At 62.2% G+C, this 18598-nt stretch carries 18 protein-coding genes; 10 read left to right on the top strand and 8 right to left on the bottom strand.

Annotation, left to right across the window (positions count from 1 at the left end; translation table 11 throughout):
• Positions 1–95: 95 nt before the first annotated feature.
• Complete coding sequence (locus tag NIBR502773_RS05015; RefSeq protein ID WP_141155540.1) at positions 96–1430, top strand: LLM class flavin-dependent oxidoreductase; 1335 nt, start codon at positions 96–98, stop codon at positions 1428–1430.
• Between the two features lie 3 nt (positions 1431–1433).
• Here the strand turns inward: NIBR502773_RS05015 and NIBR502773_RS05010 are convergent, their stop codons facing one another.
• Positions 1434–1919, bottom strand: coding sequence for a hypothetical protein (locus tag NIBR502773_RS05010; protein WP_065940291.1), 486 nt, complete (start codon positions 1917–1919; stop codon positions 1434–1436).
• Entirely contained in the window at positions 1916–2830 is a 915-nt protein-coding gene (locus NIBR502773_RS05005; protein WP_141155539.1) for an NAD synthetase, read from the bottom strand. Before NIBR502773_RS05005 ends, NIBR502773_RS05010 begins: the two co-directional genes overlap by 4 nt.
• Positions 2831–3014: 184 nt before the next feature.
• On the opposite strand from NIBR502773_RS05005, the gene NIBR502773_RS05000 reads away from it, so the two are divergent.
• Entirely contained in the window at positions 3015–3503 is a 489-nt protein-coding gene (locus tag NIBR502773_RS05000; protein ID WP_141155538.1) for a type VI secretion system tube protein Hcp, read from the top strand.
• Positions 3504–3795: 292 nt separating this feature from the next.
• On the opposite strand, the gene NIBR502773_RS04995 is transcribed toward NIBR502773_RS05000, so the two are convergent.
• From NIBR502773_RS04995 to NIBR502773_RS04980, 4 genes are all read right to left on the bottom strand, one after another.
• A complete protein-coding gene (locus tag NIBR502773_RS04995; RefSeq protein ID WP_141155537.1) occupies positions 3796–5262 on the bottom strand; it encodes an aldehyde dehydrogenase family protein in 1467 nt (488 codons plus the stop codon).
• A gap of 143 nt (positions 5263–5405) precedes the next feature.
• Positions 5406–6578 (bottom strand): FAD-binding oxidoreductase, encoded by a 1173-nt coding sequence (locus NIBR502773_RS04990; protein WP_141155536.1) that lies wholly within the window; start codon positions 6576–6578, stop codon positions 5406–5408.
• Positions 6575–6982 (bottom strand): RidA family protein, encoded by a 408-nt coding sequence (locus tag NIBR502773_RS04985; protein ID WP_141155535.1) that lies wholly within the window; start codon positions 6980–6982, stop codon positions 6575–6577. Before NIBR502773_RS04985 ends, NIBR502773_RS04990 begins: the two co-directional genes overlap by 4 nt.
• Positions 6972–8108, bottom strand: coding sequence for a DSD1 family PLP-dependent enzyme (locus NIBR502773_RS04980; RefSeq protein ID WP_141155534.1), 1137 nt, complete (start codon positions 8106–8108; stop codon positions 6972–6974). The genes NIBR502773_RS04985 and NIBR502773_RS04980 overlap by 11 nt, the downstream gene beginning before the upstream one ends.
• A gap of 95 nt (positions 8109–8203) precedes the next feature.
• On the opposite strand from NIBR502773_RS04980, the gene NIBR502773_RS04975 reads away from it, so the two are divergent.
• A complete protein-coding gene (locus NIBR502773_RS04975) occupies positions 8204–9088 on the top strand; it encodes a LysR family transcriptional regulator (RefSeq protein WP_141155533.1) in 885 nt (294 codons plus the stop codon).
• Position 9089: 1 nt separating this feature from the next.
• On the opposite strand, the gene NIBR502773_RS04970 is transcribed toward NIBR502773_RS04975, so the two are convergent.
• A complete protein-coding gene (locus NIBR502773_RS04970) occupies positions 9090–9803 on the bottom strand; it encodes a cupin domain-containing protein (RefSeq protein WP_141155532.1) in 714 nt (237 codons plus the stop codon).
• 22 nt (positions 9804–9825) lie between these two features.
• Positions 9826–10677: a GNAT family N-acetyltransferase gene (locus NIBR502773_RS04965; RefSeq protein ID WP_141155531.1), complete on the bottom strand. Its 852-nt coding sequence runs from the start codon at positions 10675–10677 to the stop codon at positions 9826–9828.
• 526 nt (positions 10678–11203) lie between these two features.
• Here NIBR502773_RS04965 and NIBR502773_RS04960 point away from each other — a divergent pair.
• From NIBR502773_RS04960 to NIBR502773_RS04925, 7 genes are all read left to right on the top strand, one after another.
• Positions 11204–11497: a transposase gene (locus NIBR502773_RS04960; protein WP_078833403.1), complete on the top strand. Its 294-nt coding sequence runs from the start codon at positions 11204–11206 to the stop codon at positions 11495–11497.
• Positions 11494–12351 (top strand): IS3 family transposase, encoded by an 858-nt coding sequence (locus NIBR502773_RS04955; RefSeq protein WP_141155283.1) that lies wholly within the window; start codon positions 11494–11496, stop codon positions 12349–12351. The genes NIBR502773_RS04960 and NIBR502773_RS04955 overlap by 4 nt, the downstream gene beginning before the upstream one ends.
• A 705-nt stretch (positions 12352–13056) precedes the next feature.
• The gene (locus NIBR502773_RS04945) at positions 13057–13725 is read left to right on the top strand and encodes a haloacid dehalogenase type II (RefSeq protein WP_065940281.1); all 669 of its coding nucleotides are present in this window, start codon (positions 13057–13059) and stop codon (positions 13723–13725) included.
• Positions 13726–13748: 23 nt separating this feature from the next.
• Positions 13749–15023: an FAD-binding oxidoreductase gene (locus NIBR502773_RS04940; RefSeq protein WP_141155530.1), complete on the top strand. Its 1275-nt coding sequence runs from the start codon at positions 13749–13751 to the stop codon at positions 15021–15023.
• A gap of 95 nt (positions 15024–15118) precedes the next feature.
• Positions 15119–16756: an ABC transporter substrate-binding protein gene (locus NIBR502773_RS04935; RefSeq protein ID WP_141155529.1), complete on the top strand. Its 1638-nt coding sequence runs from the start codon at positions 15119–15121 to the stop codon at positions 16754–16756.
• Between the two features lie 13 nt (positions 16757–16769).
• On the top strand, positions 16770–17726 hold the full coding sequence (locus tag NIBR502773_RS04930; RefSeq protein ID WP_027607458.1) for an ABC transporter permease: 957 nt from the start codon (positions 16770–16772) through the stop codon (positions 17724–17726).
• Positions 17723–18598, top strand: a complete 876-nt coding sequence (locus NIBR502773_RS04925; RefSeq protein WP_027607459.1) for an ABC transporter permease — start codon at positions 17723–17725, stop codon at positions 18596–18598. Before NIBR502773_RS04930 ends, NIBR502773_RS04925 begins: the two co-directional genes overlap by 4 nt.

Below are 18598 nucleotides of genomic sequence, written 5' to 3'. Positions count from 1 at the left end.
GCATAGATCCACAAAGCATTTCACAAGCCTGTCGATGGGCCTTATGGTCCTCCTCCACAGGTCAGCGTCGCTGCCATCCACGGAGGAATATCGTGATGTCCCATTTACCCCGGCAACTCAGGTTCGGTGCCATCCTCACCGGCGTCGGCACCGCGCAAAACGAATGGTTGCACCCGCAAATCCCCGGCGATGCCAGTGTGGACATCAATTGGTACCGCACCCAGGCGCAACAGGCGGAAGCGGCAAAGTTCGACCTGGTGTTCATCGTCGACAGCCCCTACATCACCCCGGATTCGGCGCCGCATTTCCTCAACCGTCTGGAGCCGCTGACCCTGCTCTCGGCCCTGGCCGGTGCCACTTCGAAGATCGGCCTGGTGGCCACCCTGACCACGTCCTATACCGAACCCTTCAACGTCGCCCGCCAGTTTGCCTCCCTGGACCTGATCAGCGGCGGCCGCGCCGGCTGGAACGTGGTCACCACCGGCCTGGAAGGCGCGGCCGGCAACTTCGGCCGTGAGCAGCATATCGACCACACCGAGCGCTATCGCCGCGCGGCCGAGCACCTGGAGGTGGTGCAGGGGCTGTGGGATTCCTACGAGGACGACGCCTTCGTGCGCGACAAGGCCAGCGGCGTGTTCCTTGACCCGCAACGCCAGCATCGCCTGGATCACCATGGCGAGTTCTTCTCGGTGACCGGGCCGTTGAATATCGCGCGCTCAGCCCAGGGCCAGCCGGTGATTTTCCAGGCGGGTATTTCCGAATCCGGACGCAGCCTGGCGGCCAACTATGCCGAGGGCATTTTTGCCGGCGTGGGCAACTTCGAAGACGCCCAGGCCTACTACCGCGACATCAAACAACGCACCGCCGCTGCCGGACGCAACCCCGACCACGTGACCATCCTGCCGGGCATTTCGCCGATCATTGCCGACACCGACGAACAGGCCCAGGCCATCGACCGCGAACGCAATGGCGAGCTGGATCTGAACAAGGCCCTGGTGCAGTTGGGGCGGCCGTTCAACTACCACGACTTCAGCCAGTACCCGCTGGACGAACCCTTCCCGGACCTGGGCGACCTGGGCAGCAACGGCTATCGCGGGCATGCCGAAAACATCAAGCAAGTCGCCCGCGACCAGCGCCTGACATTGCGCGAGGCGGCGTTGCGTTTTGCCAAGCCGTTTTCCAGCTTTGTCGGCTCGCCCAAGACCGTGGCCGACGAGATCGAACGCTGGTTTGTCGAAGGTGCGGTGGATGGGTTCAATATCCACGTGGGTGCGCCGGATGACTTTGCGCGGTTTACCGACCAGGTGCTGCCATTGTTGCGGGAGCGTGGGTTGTTTCGCAGTGAGTACAGCCACAGCACGTTGCGTGGGCATCTGGGCTTGCCGGTGCCGGTGAATCGGCATACGGCGGCAAGGAGCGAGGCGGCCTGAGGGTCACCACCATTTCCAGCGGCCCTGTTGTTTCAGGGGCGCGATAACGCTGTTGCGTTTATGCCTGATTTCCAACATCTCTCGGCGCATTTGTCGTTGGCGTTTGCTGTTCAGGCATAGAAGTCCGATCAGCGGGCTTAGTAAGGCAAGGGTAAATAGGAGGTGATCGGGGCTGTAAAGGATTGTCGGTAATACAAGCAGTAAGTAGATGATGAACACCCCAACCTGAAGCCACACCCATCGTGGGTAACCGTGAAGGACCAAGCTCTGCGCGACGCCGAATACCGCACACGCAATCCCGCCTGCGATGAAGAACGCATTGCTGGTCAGTTCATCGGATGCGTGGGCGAAGTAGGTGAGATTCATCAGGGTGCCGGTGGTGGCAATCGAAAAGCACAAGGCTATAAGACCGCAAAACAACACCAGTCTGTGACGCGCCCAAAGAGGGCGAGGATCTATAAGGTAAAGGGGCTCCTGGCGGTTTTTCATTCGCTGAACTCTTCGTAGATACCGATGGCCAGCGTCTTGGTGTTTCCGGACATACCGCTGCTGGCGAGGCCCAGTGCTGCTGCAATGGCATCATTGCGATGGGTCGCGATGATGGGTTTTATCTTTGTTGCTGGAATGCGTTTTGGCGCGTTACGTGCGGCTTGCTTGAGCTTGAGGAGCTTGGGTGTCAGGCGCGGGTCTTGGATTATCAGGAGCTCATTCGTTAATTTTGCCCGTTCCTGTCGACTCAGCCCACGCAATACTTCTCTTAGTGGTTTACCTGTTGCGCGCTTGGACAGGTTGATGACTTTCACTGTCGTTACCGCAGAAGAGGCGACACCAAGTAAAGACACAGCATCGAGAGCTGCCATCACCCCTTCGTACCAAGCATTACTGTCCAGGTAGTCATTCATCTGCGGATCCCAAACTTCGTTTACCGTTCGATAGACTCCGGCGGCGCACTGGAACAACCCCGCTACTGCTGCTGCGGTGCCAATGAATGAGACAACAACACTTGCGCCACCCGTAAAAGGCATCAAGGCGATTCCGCTGTAAATAACATGCCAACTCAACAACGCCCCGGTACACGTCACCGTCGTCCTCAAAGCCTCCGCTACCCATTCCGACTCCCGAGGCTCATGCTCCAACATCCGCTTGAACTCCACCGGCCCCACATACCTCGGCGGTTCCCGCAGCACCACCTTGATCGGCCGCACACTGCAAATCGCCTGGAACTCACGCAGTACCACCACGTTGAAATCCCCATCGATATACACCACCCCCGCGCCGATCAACGTCGGGTCGGCGTCTATGGCGAAAAACAACCGCCGCAGGTCGAGACTGCTTTCAATGCGTTGACGTGTAGTGCGGTGGGCCGAGGGGAATCCATCCTTGAACAGGGCGACGGTCATTCCTGAACTCCTTTTTTTGGGAGTTGAGAGAGTAAAGACACCGCGGCTGGGGTGAGTGTCGGAAGCTTCGCCATTTGCAGTCGGGCACTTCCTGATGCGACTTTGACGTCTTGTAGGCCTGCTCCCGATTGAGGAAAAGTGCGCCCCACGTCATTTCCGGCGGACCACAGGACAAGGAGCCAACATGGCAGTCGATATGTTTTTGAAACTGGGCGATATCAAGGGTGAATCGCGGGACCAGGCCCATCGTGACGAGATCGACATTACCAACTGGGGCTGGGGTTTATCGCAAACGGGCTCGATGCATTCCGGCACGGGAGGCGGCTCGGGCAAGGCCGACTTTGCCAACCTGAACCTGACCAAACCCCTGGATAAATCCAGCCCCAACCTGATGATGGCCTGCGCCACCGGCAAGCATTACCCCGAAGCCAAATTGGTGGTGCGCAAGGCCGGCGGAGCCAGCCCGGTGGAATATCTGGTGATCACCTTGAAGGAGGTCATGGTGGTGTCCTACAGCACCCGCGCTGAAACGACCGATGATGTGTTGTACGACAGCATCGCCTTGAACTTCGCCACCGTCGACGTCAGCTATCAGCCGCAGAAGGCCGATGGTGCCAAGGACGGCGGGCCGGTGAAATTTGGCTGGAATATCCGGCAGAACGTCAAGGTGTGATGCGCTGAGAGGGCATAGGTACTGACACAACTTTTTAAACCCTGACACATCTCCCTGTGGTGAGCGGGCTTGTCCCGCGCTGGGCTGCGAAGCAGCCCCAAAACCAGCCTCTACAGAGTGTCTGATACACCGCGTTCTTCTTGACTGGGGCTGCTTCGCAGCCCAGCGCGGGACAAGCCCGCTCACCACAAGAATGCGGTCGCCTGAAATTGTTTATGCAAGACTCAAGATTTTAGAGTGAAAATTTAACCCTTTAAAATCAATAAGTTATTTTAAGCTTGATAAAGGCCCATCACTCATCACCAAACCCGATAATCGCCTTGGTTTCCAGATACTCCTCGAACCCCTGCACCCCATACTCCCGCCCATTCCCCGAGCGTTTGTAGCCCCCAAACGGCGCCATCGGATTCCACGCTGGATGGTTCAGGTGCACCTGGCCCGCGCGTATACGCGACGCCACCGCTCGCGCAAGATCAAGGTCCTGCCCCTGAACGTGGGCGCCCAGCCCGTACACCGTATCGTTGGCGATGGCGACGGCTTCATCCACCGTGTCATAGGCAATGATGCACAGCACCGGCCCGAATATTTCCTCCTGGGCAATGCGCATGGCGTTGTCCACGTCGGAGAAAACCGTCGGCCGTGTATAGAAGCCCTTGTCAAAACCCGCCGCCCGTCCCGGCCCGCCGCACAGCAGTTTGGCGCCCTCGTCGAGGCCGGCCTGGATCATGGCCTGGACGCGATGAAACTGGGCTTCGTTGGCAATGGGGCCCAACTGTGTCTGTTCCGATTGCGGGTCGCCGACGATCAGTGCATTCGCGGTAGCCGCCGCCAGGGCTTCGACTTCGGCCAGGCGGTTTCTCGGCACGATCATGCGGGTCGGCGCGCTGCACGACTGGCCGACGTTGCGAAACGCCGACATCACCCCCAGCGGCACAGCCTTGGCGAAGTCGGCGTCGGGCAGCAGCACGTTCGGCGACTTGCCCCCCAATTCCTGGGTGACCCGCTTGACCGTTGGTGCGGCCGCCTGGGCAACCAATGCGCCCGCGCGGTTGGAGCCGGTGATGGAAATCATGTCGATATCCCCATGGGCCGCCATGGCCGCGCCGACGTCGGCACCGCTGCCGTTCACCAGGTTGAACACCCCAGGCGGCAGGCCGGCGTCATGCACCAGTTGGGCAAACAGCAGGGCACTCAATGGCGACAGTTCGCTGGGTTTCAACACTACGGTGCAGCCTGCGGCGATGGCCGGGGCGACTTTTGCGGTGATTTGATACAGCGGCCAGTTCCACGGCGTGATCAGCCCGCACACGCCGATGGGCTCGCGCTCGATTGCGGTGCCGCCTTCCACGGTCTGGAAGCGATAGCTGGACAGCAGGTCACGGGCGACCCGCACGTGTTCGGCCGCCAGCGGCACTTGCATTGCCCGCGCAAAACCGATGGCCGCGCCCATTTCCAGGGACAGCGCCTGTGCCAGCTGCTCTTTGCGTTCAAGGATCAGTGCGTGGATTTTCCCCAGCACCTGGGCTTTCGCAGCCGCCGGGGTTGCAGACCAACCGACGAACGCCCCGCGTGCCGCCGCAACGGCCCGGTCGACATCCTCGGCAGACCCGCGTGCCACCTCGGCAACCACGGCTTCATTGGCCGGGTTGACCACCGGCAGCGTCGCCGGGATCGCCGGGGACGTCCAACGACCGTTGATGTAAAACTGGTGAGCCGTTTGCGCATCAAAGCTGTAGCTGTTTGAAGATTGAGTTGTCATCCAACTGGCTCCCTGGAGCGGTAATAGGCGCTGCAAACAGCACGGCCCGGTGTCCGGATAAGCTAGCAAAAGCCTCCCGCGCAAAGATGCCGTTATTCAACGCTGCAAGGGATAATCTGCTGAATCCGGCAGGCGGGTGAGGCTCATATGAGTTTTCCTGTGGTGGGGGCGTTTGCAGGCACTGTCGAAGGTTGGGTAAAGCGCCGGATATCGAACGGGCTGATCAAGGTGCTGGTACTGCCGGTGCTGATCAGTTCGGCCATCACATCCCCCACGCCCGGGCCGAGCTGGAAGCCGTGGCCGCAGAAGCCGAAGGCATAAAACAGCCCGTCCACGTTGCCGCTGGGGCCCATCACCGGCAGGGAGTCGGGTGTATAGCTTTCGATGCCGCTCCACACGCGAATGATGTTCAGCTTCTCGGCGCCCGGTAATAGCCGTTTCATCTGGCGCATCTGGTTGAGCAGGCTCTCGGGCTTGAAAAATGCGCGGCGGTTGAGCATGTCCGGCGTGCAGCGGGCGCCGCCACCGATGATGATGTTGCCGCGCGGGATCTGGCGGAAGTAGATCACCTCTTCCTTGAGCTTGGTGAACACACCGATCACGGTTTTCAGCGCGTAGGGCACCGGTTCCGTCACCGACATCTGCGGGCCGTTGGGCTCCAGTGGCACCGGCTCGCCGAAGCGCTCGGACAGGCGCGCGGCCCAGGCGCCGGCGGTAATCAACAGTTGCTCGGCAACAAACAACTGACCGTCGGTGGTGGTGACGTGGAATAGGCCGTTGACCTTTTCCACGTCGGCGACTTCGGTGCTTTCCTCGATGCGTGCACCGAGGCGCTGTGCGGCGCGGGCAAACGCCGGCGCGGCCAGGCGGGGGTTGGCGTGGCCGTCGTGGGGCGCGTAGGAGCCGCCTTTCACCTCGGGGCCGAGGAAACCGAAACGCTGGTGCAACTCGGCGCCGCGATAGATTTTCAGGTCCAGTTGCGCGGCTTCCGGCGCAGCGGCGTAGGCCTCCAGTTCGGCGATTTCATCTTCGCGATAGCACACGCGCATGTGGCCGCTGGGGATAAATTCCAGGTCGTCGTCGATCAACTCCGGCAGGCGTTTCCACAGTGCCCACGAACGGTTGGCCAGTTCCAGTTGCCCCAGGTAGCGGCCCTGGCGGCGCACATTGCCGAAGTTCACACCGCTGGCGTACTGACCGATCTGGTCGCGTTCCAGCAGCGTGACCGAGCAGCCGCGGCGGCGCAGGAAAAACGCCGACGAGGCGCCCATGATGCCGCCGCCGATGATCAGCACAGCGCTTTTTTGCGGGTTCATGCAGGCTGCTCCTGTGTGGCACGGGCCACCGCTTCGATTTCGATCAGGTAGCCATGGTGCAGCACCGGCACGGGCACCACGGCGCGGGCCGGTTTATGTTCACCCAGGTAGCGCGCGTAAATCCGGTCGAAGGTGGGCCAGTGTTCGATGCCGACCACGTAGACCGTCACTTTGAGCAGGTCATCGGGGCCCAGGCCCGCTTCACCGAGGATCGCCACCAGGTTATCCAGGGCAAGCGAGGCTTGCACTGCGAACGGTTGCCCGGCGCTGTGCTCGCCATTGGCGCGTACCGGCAGTTGCCCCGACACATACAGCACGCCGCCATGCGCCACCGCTTGGGAATAGTGCCCGCCCGGCGGTGCCGCGTGGGTGCTATGAATCGAGTGGATGCGATTACCAGCCATGCAGGCGACTCCAGGTGTGCACGCTGCCATCGGCCTCCACGGCGTGATAATCCGGGAACTGCGCGCCGGTGGCACAGGCATGGTTGGGCAGGATGCGCAGCCGACTGCCGATGGGGAAGCGCGTGACAAGCGCGTCACTGTGGGCAGCGCCGAGGCTGACGATGCCGTGTTCCTGGTTGGCAGCGCTGACCAGCGCGCCGTCGATCCAGTCGCCCGCTTCGCTGCACACTTGGCCGTAACCGAAGTCCTGGCGCTGGCGCTGGGTGCCACGGTCACGACTCATGGCCATCCAACCGGCGTCGGTGATGATCCAGCCTTTGTCCGGCTGATGGCCGATCACAGTGGTCAGTACGCTCAGCGCCAACTCATCGGCCTGGCACACGCCGATGTTGCGCATGACCAGGTCGAAGAACACATACACCCCCGCGCGCACTTCGGTGACGCCGTCCAGGTTCAGCGCCGAGAGGGCCGTGGGGGTGGAGCCGATGCTGACCTCGGGGCACGCCAGCCCGGCTGCGCGGAGGGTGTCTGCGGCGTGTACGCAAAGTGCGCGTTCCTGTTCGGCCAGCGCTTGCAGGGGTTCAAGGCTGTCCAGCTCGTAGCTCGAGCCGGCGTGGGTCATCACGCCACGCAGGTGCAGGCCGCCCTTGCTGAGGATTCGGGCGACGTCGATCAGTACCGGGTCCTGTGCGGCCAGGCCGGAGCGATGGCCGTCGCAATCGATTTCGATCCACACGTCGAAGCGTGCGTCATGCTGCTGTGCGAAAGCGACGATGGCCTCGGCGCCTTGGACGCTGTCGGTGAGCAGGCTGAGGTTGCAGCCTTTGCGCCACAGGGCCAGGGCCTGGGGCAGTTTGCCTGGGGCGATGGCCACGGCGTAGAACACATCGCGGATGCCGGCGGCGAAACAATGCTCGGCTTCCTTGAGGGTGGACACCGTGACACCGCTGGCCCCGGCGGCGATCTGGGCGTGGATCACCGGCAGGCACTTGCTGGTCTTGATATGCGGGCGCAAACGCACGCCCAGGCTGTTCATGCGCTCTTGCATGCGCTGGATATTGCGCTGCATCTGCGGGATGTCGACGAGCGCGGCGGGCGTGTCGAGGGAAGCAATCGGCGTGGGCATGGCGGAACTCGTGTGGCGGGGGACAGGCTGCACTCTACTCAGCTGTCGTTAACCTGTGGTTCAATCGGTACTCATCAATCATTAAGTAAAATTGAATGATTTCCATCGAAGACCTGCGCCTTGCCGTGACCCTGGCCCGCTCGGAGTCGCTGAGCGCCGCCGCCCGCACCCTGAATGTGTCGCCGCCGGCGTTGTCCATGCGCCTGCGCAAGTTGGAGACGCTGCTCGGTCTGAGCCTGGCCAATCGCGATGCGCGGCGCCTCAGCCTGACGGCGGATGGCGAGCGGTTTTCGCGGGAGAGCGCGCTGTTGCTGGAGCAGCTTGAGGCGCTGCCGGAGTCGTTCCGGCACAAGGATGAAACCCTGGTGGGCACCTTGAGGGTGGCGGCGCCGTTTGGCTATGGCCGCCAGCGCATCGCACCGCTGTTGGCGCGGTTTGCCAAACTGCACCCGCAGCTGTGTTTGCACCTGGATTTGCGCGAGACGCCCTGGCCCGATCGCCATGACAGCGATGCGGTGATTCACATCGGCCATCTCAATGACAGCCTGTGGACCGCGCGGCCACTGACACCAAACGAGCGCTGGTTGTGCGCCAGCCCGGCCTACCTGCACGCCCACGGCCTGCCGTCTGCGCCGGATGAGCTGGCGTCCCATCGCTGCATCTGCATTCGGGAAAATGATGAGGACGTGACCCTGTGGCACCTGCGCAAAGGCCAGGACCGCAAGACCCTGCGCGTGGAACCTGCGTTGTTGAGCAACGATGGCAGCGTTGCCCGGCGTTGGGCCGAGCAAGGCTTGGGGCTGGTGCTGCGTTCGCAGTGGGACGTGAGTGACGCCGTGGCCAGCGGCAGCCTGGTACGTGTGTTGGCGGACTGGAGCTTTGACAGCGCACCGGTGCTGCTGCTGGTGCCGTCGCGCAAACTGCGCAGCCCGCGCGTACAGGCGTTGGTGACGTTTCTGGAAGAGGCGTTGAAGGCCTGAGTCACTTCACCGCGTAGACCTTGCGCACGTACACCGTACTGGTCCAGGCGCAGGGCGCGCCCTTGGCCACGAACACGGTGTCGCCGGTATGCACCGTGACCTCGCCACCTTCGTTATCCAGCAAGGTGACGCGGCCTTCGAGCAGGTGCATCAGTTCGTGCAGTTTGTGCGGGCGGCCGTGGCGAGCGTAGGGCGTCGAGTCCCAGATGCCGACGCGCAGCTCGGTCACGGCATCGTCGAACAGGTTCAATGCGCGGCACTGCGGGGTGGGGCCGATCAGTATCTGGGGTTCCGGCGCGGCGGAGGGGTTGAGCAGGGTGTGCGGGTCGAGCAGGGTCAGGCCGGGGCATACCGGGGCATCGGCGTGCTCGACCGCGCAGAACGCCCATTCGCTGCCTGCACTGGCCTGCACCGTGAGGCGTGTGCCGAAGCCGATGACGGCGCTGGCGCCGACGTCCAATTCCAAGGTCTGTTCCGCGGCACTGAGCACGACATGGCCTGCATGTACCACCAGCGTTTCGCTATGGGGGAACTCTTCGACCACCGCTTCGCCGCTGAAGGACACCACGCCGGCGGACACGCCATCGTCGCCCATCCAGGCAAGGTGGCGGCTGTCGCCGAACGGGTCCAGCGCGCTCAAGGCGGCCTTGTTGAAAGGCGTGGCAACGCGGCTGCCGTCGGCGCGTGCCAACAGCAGGATACGGGGAGATGACATGGGGAGTGCTCCGGGAGAAAAGTCAGCCGATCGCCTGGGTGATCAGGGCAAAGGGGTGGACGCCTTGGCTGGCCTGGGGCGGCGTACCCAGGGCCATTTGCGCGACGGTGTCGATGTTCTTCAGGCCGGCCTGTTCGAGCCAGTCGCTGAGGCCGCAGGCGACGGGAATGTCGATGCGCACAAAGGTGTCCGGCACCTGGGCCAGTAAGGTGGCGATCAGGTACTTGGCCTGCTCGATATTTTCCGCTACCACCGGGCCGATGCACCGCCCACGCCCAAACGGCCGCAGCAGGGCGAAGCCCCGTAGGCAGCCGTCGCGTTCGATACCCACGGCGTGCTCCACCTGCAGGTCACGCAGCACTTCACGGCGGTCCATACCGCTGGCGGCCTTGGCCAGCGCGAGCAGGCTGGCGTGATCATCGGCGTTAAGCGCCCGGCAGGTTTCGCCGTCGGCCAGCGTCGGCAGGGCGGGCACCAACGCCTGGCCCTGATGCTGCTGCACCCGGCCGAACTCGACAAACCCCTGGCTGGCATACAACGGCGCGCCGGCGAGGGTGGCGTTGAGGACCGGCGTGCGCGTATCGCAGGCGGCAATGGCCTTCTCCATCAAGCGCCGGCCGATGCCCTGGCCCTGGTAGTCATTGCTGACGATCACCAGGCCGATGGTGGCGTAGTCGCCCTGGGGGCAGGTGAACGCGCTGCCGATCAGCCGCTCGCCATCCATGACCACGAAGCCGTCGCTGACCCGTTGCAACATTGCCCAGTCTTCCAGGCGGTGAGGCCATTTGAGTTGCACCGACAAATCGTGGGCGGCCGGGAGATCGGCTGCGGTCATTGCACGGTAGAGATAAGTGGGGTGTGGCAGGGCGGACATGGCGAGCCTCCGTGGAGCGTTGTTTTGGCGGTGTCAGGTTGCTTGTATCCCACCTGGGTTGGAGGCTGGCAAGAGGGCCGGGAATATTCGGTAGATTCCTCGCGGTGTGCGGGGCGAGACCACAGTTACTACTTAATTGGGGTTGGGGGGCAGCAGCAAATGCCATGGGGTTGGCGTTGGAGCCAACTGGAGTAGGAAGGGTGTACACGGTACAAATGTGGGAGGGGGCTTGCTCCCGATGAGGCCGTGTCAGTGGATACATCTGTAGCTGACCCACTGCCATCGGGGCATAAGTATCTACACATTTTTTTCAGCGGTCTGTGGCGAGGGCACTTGCTTCCGTGGCGGCCTTCGGGCCGACCGCTTTTTTTTGGGGTGAGTACATATCCGTTCCTGCGGTAACGGCTGCCTATGGTTCCGCTCTTACAGCGGGTCACTTTTGGAAAGACCCAAAAGTAACCATGGACTTGTTCCCTCGCAGCGGACGCCAAGAAGCGATATTTTAATCGCAATCTTGGAGGCACCTATGTCACAGCAAACCCGCCGCAGCTACACCGATGACTTCAAAGCTCAAGCAGTGACACTTGCTGAAAGTATTGGTCGAGGAGAAGCTGCCCGACAGTTGGATATCTCGGTCAAAACCCTAGGGAATTGGCTGGACGCCGCACGCAACGGGCGTCCTCTCAGTTCTCCCTCCCGGCATCCGGTTTCTGACCTGGAAAGCGAGCTGGCCCGGCTTCGAGCTGAAAATGCCACGCTTAAAATGGAACGAGAAATCCTAAAAAAAGCGACGGCGTTCTTTGCCAGAGAGTCCAACTGAGATACGCCTTCGTCGCCCGTGAACGGACTCACTTTCCAGTCAGGCTGTTATGTCGAGTGATGGAGGTCTCGGTGTCGGGCTTTCACGACTATTTGAAGCGCCAGGAACGTCCTGATCCAGATGCGGCGATTCGCTTGGAAATTCGTGCGATTCATCGGGCAAGCCGCGGCACTTATGGGCGACCACGTATGGTTAAGGCGCTTCATAACCGGTCGTACGCGATAGGACACAAGCGAGTAGCTCGTCTGATGAGAGAGGAGATGCTGCGAGGAAAAATCAAAGCACGGTTCAAACACTCGACGGATAACCGGTATATCCAACCCATTTCTGAGAACGTGTTGAAACGACGCTTTTCTGTGACAAGCCCGGCGCCCGCCTGGGTGGGGGATATCACGTATATTTCGACTCGCCAGGGTTGGTTGTACCTGGCTGTGGTGTTGAGTGTCCAAACCCGGCAGGTGCTGGGTTACAGCCTGTCGGACCGTATGCCCGAGGGCTTGGTACAACAGGCGTTCATGAACGCCTGGACTAAAGCGCCAGTTGATCACGGTGTGATTTTTCACTCTGATCGAGGCCGGCAATACACCGGTAGCGGTTTTCGCAGCATGATCGCGGAAAGAGGCTTCGTGCAAAGCATGAGCCGTAAAGGAAATTGCTGGGATAACGCCGTGGCAGAGAGCTTTTTTGCCACACTCAAGAAGGAAGAAGCCACCGGTGTGTATCCCAGCAAAGCGCAGGCCCATACATCAATCGCAAGCTACATCCATGGGTTTTACAACGCGGCACGGCTGCACTCGGCGCTGGGATACAGCTCACCTAATGACTACGCAACGCAACTGAAGCAAACTGCTTAACACTCGCTTCATGGCGTACGTTTTGAGGGAACAAGTCCACCAAAAGGTCTTCGCCCCAACACTCGGCACCTCGCCTAGGCTCGGTGTGCCCTCACTCCGGCTTTGGAGCGTGGGCCGCCGCGATGGGCCATCCATGGCCCAGCGCGGCTAACCCGGCGTCCTGCCGGGTTACCCACGCTCCAAAGCCTGCGTTCGGCCAGCGTGTTTGACGGGGCGATTTGAGATCAAAAGCCAAAGCGCGGCGGCCTTAGAGCCGACCGGAGTTGGGTCTGGTGTACTGGGTTAAAAATGTGGGAGGGGGCTTGCCCCGGTACAAACCGGGGACATCGTTTACATTTCTAACCGGGGACATGGTTTACAGGCTAATACGCATGATCAGGAGGTAACTGATCATGCCCTGGAACCGAGCGCCCTCCCACCGTTCAACCCGCCACACTTTCTGCCGCCCCCACCCCCGTGCTTAAGCCTCTGCACCCCGAAAAGCCCCCTAAAAGCGCACAAACACTGGCCCTGCCCAAGCCTGGCGCGCACCGCAAAGTCTGCTGAGCCCGGCCACCAAAACGGTGGTTTGTATTGAGCGCAGGTCTTTTTAGACGGCATATGCTGATTTCACAGTGGTGTAATGAACCTGTGCTGCAACGAGGCCAACGCGCCGCCAGGGCAGCGAACGCTTGTCACACTCAACGAACTTCAGGACCGCACTCAATGAGCTTTCTTCGTCCCAAATTCATTACGTTCGACTGCTACGGTACGCTGACCAACTTCCATATGGGCACCATGACCCGCGAGCTGTTCGCCGATCGCATCACGCCCGAGCAGATGGACCAGTTCGTCAAGGATTTCTCGGCCTACCGCCTCGATCAGGTCATGGGCGACTGGCGCCCGTACGATGAAATCCTCAAGACCGCCCTGGCCCGTACCTGCAAGCGCTGGGGTATCGACTATCGCGAGGAAGGCCAGCTGTATTACGACGCCGTGCCGACCTGGGGCCCCCATGCGGACGTGCCGGCCGGGCTGTCGAAAATTGCCGACAAGATTCCTCTGGTGATCTTCTCCAATGCCAGCGACAGCCAGATCATGTCCAACGTCGACAAGCTCGGCGCGCCGTTCCACAAGGTGTTCACCGCCGAGCAGGCCCAGGCCTACAAGCCGCGCCTGGCCGCGTTTGAATTCATGCTCGACAACCTCGGCTGCGGCCCGGAAGACATCTTGCATGTGTCGTCCAGCTTCCGTTACGACCTGATGCCGGCCCATGACATGAAGATCAAAAACAAAGCCTTCGTTGCCCGTGGCCACGAAGTGCCGGGCAACGCGTTCTACGGTTACCAGCAGATCACCGACATCGGTGGGCTGCCGGCGCTGGTCGGTCTGTAATCGCACACCTCTGAGGGCAAGACATGGGCAGCGAATCCTATTGGCTCGACACCGCACCGGCGTTTACCGGTGCCCGGCTGGGTGGTTTGCCCAGCCAGGTCGATGTGGCTGTGGTCGGCGGTGGGTTCACCGGCCTGGCGGCGGCGCGGGCGTTGGCGCTCAAGGGCGCCAGCGTGGTGGTGCTCGACGCCGGGCGGGTGATCGGTGAGGCCTCGGGGCGCAACGGTGGGCAGTGCAACACCGGAGTCGCCCAGGATTACGCCGGGCTGCACGCCAGCCTCGGTGCCGCCAAGGCGCGCGCCTATTACCAGGCCTATGAAAGTGCCGTGCAGACGGTGGTGTCACTGGTCGAGCAGGAAGGGATCACCTGCGACCTGGTGCGCAACGGCAAGCTCAAGCTGGCGGCCAAGCCGATGCACTACGAAGGCCTGGCGCGCACCTGCGAGCTGATCCGTCAGGAGGTGGATGCCGAGGTCGAGCTGCTCAGTGCCGAACAGACCCGTGCTGAGGTCAATTCGGCGCAGTTTCATGGCGGCCTGCTGCAGCGCAACGGCGTGCAGATGCATGTCGGCCGCTTCGGCGTCGGCTTGGCCGAAGCGGCGGCGCGGCACGGCGCGATGATTTACGAGCATACCCAGGTCAAGGATTGGCAGGCCCAGGCCGGCGGCTACCAGGTCAACACCGCCAAGGGTTCACTGCACGCCGGGCAAGTCCTGCTGGCAACCGGTGCCTGCCAGCATGGCGACCTGGGTTGGTACCGCCGCAGGATTGTGCCGGTGGGCAGTTTTGTCATCGCCACCGAAGTCTTGTCCCAGACGCTGATCGACCAGTTACTGCCGCAACATCGCGCCTATGTGACCAGCCGCATGATCGGCAACTACTTTCGCCTGACCCCGGACAACCGCCTGCTGTTTGGCGGGCGTGCTCGGTTTGCCATGTCCGACAGCGTCTCCGACGCCAAGAGCGGCAAGGTACTGCAAGCGGCGATGCTGAACATGTTCCCGCAGTTGGCGCACGTGAAGATCGACTACTGCTGGGGTGGCCTGGTGGACATGACGTCCGACCGCCTGCCCCGCGCCGGCCAGCATGGCGGCGTGTTCCACTCCATGGGCTACAGCGGCCATGGCGTGCAGATGTCGGTGCACATGGGCCAGGTGATGGCCGAGGTCATGGCCGGCAATACCGCGGCCAACCCCTGGCGCGAACTGGAATGGCCGGCGATTCCCGGGCATTTCGGCAAGCCGTGGTTCCTGCCGTTCGTGGGGGCTTACTACCGCTTCCAGGACTATTTGCACTGAGTTGCCGTTGTTGCGTCACCGTCGTTTGTGTTTCCAGGACGCTCCGGACATCCGTGAGCACTCGATTCTTCCGATTATCGACAGGTAGCCTTGCTATGACTGACAACAAAAACACCCCCGAACTCATCTCCGGCCAGGACAGCCTGCGGGTGTTCGAACGTCTCAACCGTGGCATGTCGCGCCGCAACGCCCTGCAAATGCTCGGTGTGGCCGGTGTCGCCGCCGCCGGTGCGGGCAGCCTGTTCGGTGCCGCCGGCAAGCTGTTCGCCGACGAGGCCGCCGTGGACGGCAAAGGCAAGCCAGGCGGCAAGATCCGCGTGGCCGGCATGTCCAGCTCCACCGCCGATACCCTCGACCCGGCCAAGGGCGCGCTGTCCACCGACTATGTGCGCCACTACATGTTCTACAACGGCCTGACCCGCTTCGATAAGCACCTGGTGCCGCAACTGGAACTGGCCGAGCGCATCGACAACACCGACGCCACCGTCTGGACCATTACCCTGCGCAAGGACGTGACCTTCCACAACGGCAAGGCCCTGACCGCCGCCGACGTGGTGTTCTCCCTGAATCGCCACAAAGACCCGCTGACCGGTTCCAAGGTCATGCCGCTGATGGAGCAGTTCGCCGAGATCAAGGCCAGCGGGCCGAACGAAGTGCAGATCCGCCTCAGCGCGGCCAACGCCGAATTGCCGTCGATCCTCGCGGTGTCACACCTGTTGATCGTCCCCGAGGGCACCAGCGACTTCAGTAAAGGCATCGGCACCGGACCGTTCACCGTGGGCGAGTTCAAGCCCGGCGTGCGTTCGATTGCGGTGCGCAACAAGAACTACTGGAAACCGGGCCTGCCGTACCTCGATGAGATCGAGTTCATCGCGATTGCCGACGAGCCATCGCGGGTCAATGCACTGCTGTCGGGCGACGTGCACATGATCAACGAGGTCAACCCGCGCTCCACCACGCGCATCAAGGCCAGCGCCAAGCATCGCGTGGTCGACGCACCGTCGGGCAACTACACTGACCTGATCATTCGCCAGGACCAACTGCCCGGCAAAAGCCCGGAATTCACCCAGGCCATGAAGCTGCTGCTCGACCGTGAACAGGTCAAGTCCGCGGTGTTCCGTGGCTTTGCGGTGGTGGGCAACGACCACCCGATTGCGCCGGGTTCGCGCTACTTCAACACCGACTTGCCGCAGACGGTCTACGACCCGGAAAAAGCCAGGTTCCTGCTGAAGAAAGCCGGCATGGAAAGCATCACCATGCCCGTGATGGCCTCGCCTGCCGCCACCGGCTCGGTGGACATCGCCGTGCTGTTGCAGCAATCGGCCAAGCAGGCCGGGCTCAAGCTCGACGTGAACCGCCTGCCGAGCGATGGCTACTGGTCCAACCACTGGATGAAGCACCCGCTGAGCTTCGGCAACATCAACCCCCGGCCGAATGCCGACGTGATGTTCTCGCAGTTCTTCCAGTCCAAGGCGCCGTGGAACGAGTCCGGCTGGCAGAACGATCAGTTCGACCAGTTGCTGATGCTGGCCCGTGGCGAAACCGACGACGCCAAGCGCGCCAAGATGTATGGCGACATGCAGGTCCTGGTGCACGACCACTGCGGCATCGGCGTGCCGGTGTTCATCAGCAATATCGACGGCGTCGACCAGCGCATCAAAGGCTACGACAGCAACCCACTGGGCGGTTTCATGGGCTACATGTTTGCCGAGCAGGTGTGGTTGGACGCTTGAGGAGGGTGGTGGGATGAATAGCAATACACTGTGGTTGATCGGCCGGCGCTTCGGCGCCGGGGCCTTGACCTTGTTGATCGTGTCCATGGTCGTGTTCGCGATCACGGCGGTACTGCCGGGGGACGCGGCGCAACAATCCCTGGGCCAGTTCGCGACCCCTGAACAGGTGGCGGCCCTGCGCCTGAAACTGGGGTTGGACCAGCCCGGTGTGTTGCGGTACCTGCACTGGTTGATGAGCCTGCTCAGCGGCGACATGGGCGTATCGGTCTCCAACGCCATGCCGGTGGGTGAACTGATGGCGGGCCGGGTACCCAACACCCTGATGCTGGCGGGCGCCACCGCGCTGGTCTCGGTGCCGGTGGCGCTGGTGCTCGGCATCGGTTCGGCGATGGGCCGGGGCGGGCGCATCGACAGCTGCCTGAGCTTTATCACCCTGGCGATGGTCGCGGTGCCGGAATTCCTGGTGGCGACCCTGGCGGTGCTGATCTTTGCGGTCAACCTCGGTTGGTTGTCGGCCCTCTCGTATGCCAGCGACATCAGTTCACCGCTGCAATTCATGCGCACCTATGCCTTGCCGGTGATGACGCTGTGCTGTGTGATCGTCGCGCAAATGGCGCGCATGACTCGCGCGGCCGTGATCGACCAGCTCGACAGTCCCTATGTGGAAATGGCCCGCCTCAAAGGCGTCAGCCCGATCCGCATCGTGCTGCGCCATGCCTTGCCCAATGCCATCGGGCCGATTGCCAACGCCATCGCCCTGAGCCTGTCGTACCTGTTGGGCGGGGTGGTGATTGTCGAAACCATTTTCAACTACCCCGGAATTGCCAGCTTGATGGTCGATGCCGTGACCAACCGCGACATGGCGCTGGTGCAGGCGTGCACCATGTTGTTCTGCGCGGCGTACCTGGGCCTGGTGCTGCTCGCCGACCTGTGCGCGATTCTGTCCAATCCGAGGCTGAGAAACCAATGAACAACCTCATTGCGAAATCCAAGCCTGTCTCCTCCGCCCTGGCACTCGCCAAGGTGTCCAGCGGCCCGTCGTGGCTGGGGCTGCTGGGCGGCGTGGTGTGTGTCGCCTGGCTGCTGGTGGCGCTGCTCGGCCCGTGGCTGGCGCCCCATCCGGTGGGGGAGGTGGTGTCCGATAACATCTTCGAAGGCTTCAGCCTCGCGCATCCATTCGGCACCGATTACCTGGGCCGCGACATGCTCAGCCGTGTGCTGGTGGGCGCGCGCTTTACTGTCGGGCTGGCGCTGGTGGCGGCGTTACTGGCCAGCACCTTCGGCACCGGCTGTGCGCTGTTGTCGGTGGTCTCGCCCAAGTGGCTGGACGAGATCATCAGCCGCATCATGGACGCCTTTATTTCGATCCCGAGCAAAATGCTCGCGTTGATCATGGTCTCGGCGTTTGGCTCATCGGTGACGCTGCTGATCTGTACGGCCGTGATCAGCTATATCCCCGGCTCCTTCCGTGTCGCCCGCAGCATGGCGGTCAACATTGAAGCCCTGGAGTACGTGCAGGTCGCGCGTACCCGTGGCGAGCGCCGGCTGTACGTGGCGTGCGTGGAGATCCTGCCGAACATGCTCAACCCGGTCCTGACCGACCTGGGCCTGCGTTTCGGCTACATCGTGCTGTTGCTCAGCGGCATGAGTTTTCTTGGCCTGGGCGTGCAACCGCCGGATGCCGACCTCGGCTCGCTGGTGCGGGAAAACATCGGTGGCCTTAACCAGGGCGCGCTGGCCATCATCCTTCCGGCGCTGGCCATCGGCACGCTGACCATCGGCGTGAATCTGCTGATCGACTATCTGTCCTCGCGACGCAGTCGACGCACGGGAGGCCATTGA

Origin of the sequence: Pseudomonas sp. NIBRBAC000502773, from assembly GCF_006517195.1 — a bacterium.
Classification (GTDB): domain Bacteria; phylum Pseudomonadota; class Gammaproteobacteria; order Pseudomonadales; family Pseudomonadaceae; genus Aquipseudomonas; species Aquipseudomonas marginalis.
Note: the sequence above shows the minus strand (reverse complement) of the source record. Positions and strands in the feature narration are given on the sequence as shown.

Bases quoted from the DNA above. Each gene is read 5' to 3' on its own strand.
- NIBR502773_RS04945 (WP_065940281.1), top strand. From the start codon at position 13,057: ATGAGCTTTCTTCGTCCCAAATTCATTACGTTCGACTGCTACGGTACG.
- NIBR502773_RS05015 (WP_141155540.1), top strand. From the start codon at position 96: ATGTCCCATTTACCCCGGCAACTCAGGTTCGGTGCCATCCTCACCGGC.
- NIBR502773_RS04930 (WP_027607458.1), top strand. From the start codon at position 16,770: ATGAATAGCAATACACTGTGGTTGATCGGCCGGCGCTTCGGCGCCGGG.
- NIBR502773_RS04990 (WP_141155536.1), bottom strand. From the start codon at position 6,578: ATGAACCCGCAAAAAAGCGCTGTGCTGATCATCGGCGGCGGCATCATG.
- NIBR502773_RS04965 (WP_141155531.1), bottom strand. From the start codon at position 10,677: ATGTCCGCCCTGCCACACCCCACTTATCTCTACCGTGCAATGACCGCA.
- NIBR502773_RS04995 (WP_141155537.1), bottom strand. From the start codon at position 5,262: ATGACAACTCAATCTTCAAACAGCTACAGCTTTGATGCGCAAACGGCT.
- NIBR502773_RS04960 (WP_078833403.1), top strand. From the start codon at position 11,204: ATGTCACAGCAAACCCGCCGCAGCTACACCGATGACTTCAAAGCTCAA.
- NIBR502773_RS04975 (WP_141155533.1), top strand. From the start codon at position 8,204: ATGATTTCCATCGAAGACCTGCGCCTTGCCGTGACCCTGGCCCGCTCG.
- NIBR502773_RS04935 (WP_141155529.1), top strand. From the start codon at position 15,119: ATGACTGACAACAAAAACACCCCCGAACTCATCTCCGGCCAGGACAGC.
- NIBR502773_RS04970 (WP_141155532.1), bottom strand. From the start codon at position 9,803: ATGTCATCTCCCCGTATCCTGCTGTTGGCACGCGCCGACGGCAGCCGC.
- NIBR502773_RS05005 (WP_141155539.1), bottom strand. From the start codon at position 2,830: ATGACCGTCGCCCTGTTCAAGGATGGATTCCCCTCGGCCCACCGCACT.
- NIBR502773_RS04985 (WP_141155535.1), bottom strand. From the start codon at position 6,982: ATGGCTGGTAATCGCATCCACTCGATTCATAGCACCCACGCGGCACCG.
- NIBR502773_RS04980 (WP_141155534.1), bottom strand. From the start codon at position 8,108: ATGCCCACGCCGATTGCTTCCCTCGACACGCCCGCCGCGCTCGTCGAC.
- NIBR502773_RS04940 (WP_141155530.1), top strand. From the start codon at position 13,749: ATGGGCAGCGAATCCTATTGGCTCGACACCGCACCGGCGTTTACCGGT.
- NIBR502773_RS04925 (WP_027607459.1), top strand. From the start codon at position 17,723: ATGAACAACCTCATTGCGAAATCCAAGCCTGTCTCCTCCGCCCTGGCA.
- NIBR502773_RS05010 (WP_065940291.1), bottom strand. From the start codon at position 1,919: ATGAAAAACCGCCAGGAGCCCCTTTACCTTATAGATCCTCGCCCTCTT.
- NIBR502773_RS05000 (WP_141155538.1), top strand. From the start codon at position 3,015: ATGGCAGTCGATATGTTTTTGAAACTGGGCGATATCAAGGGTGAATCG.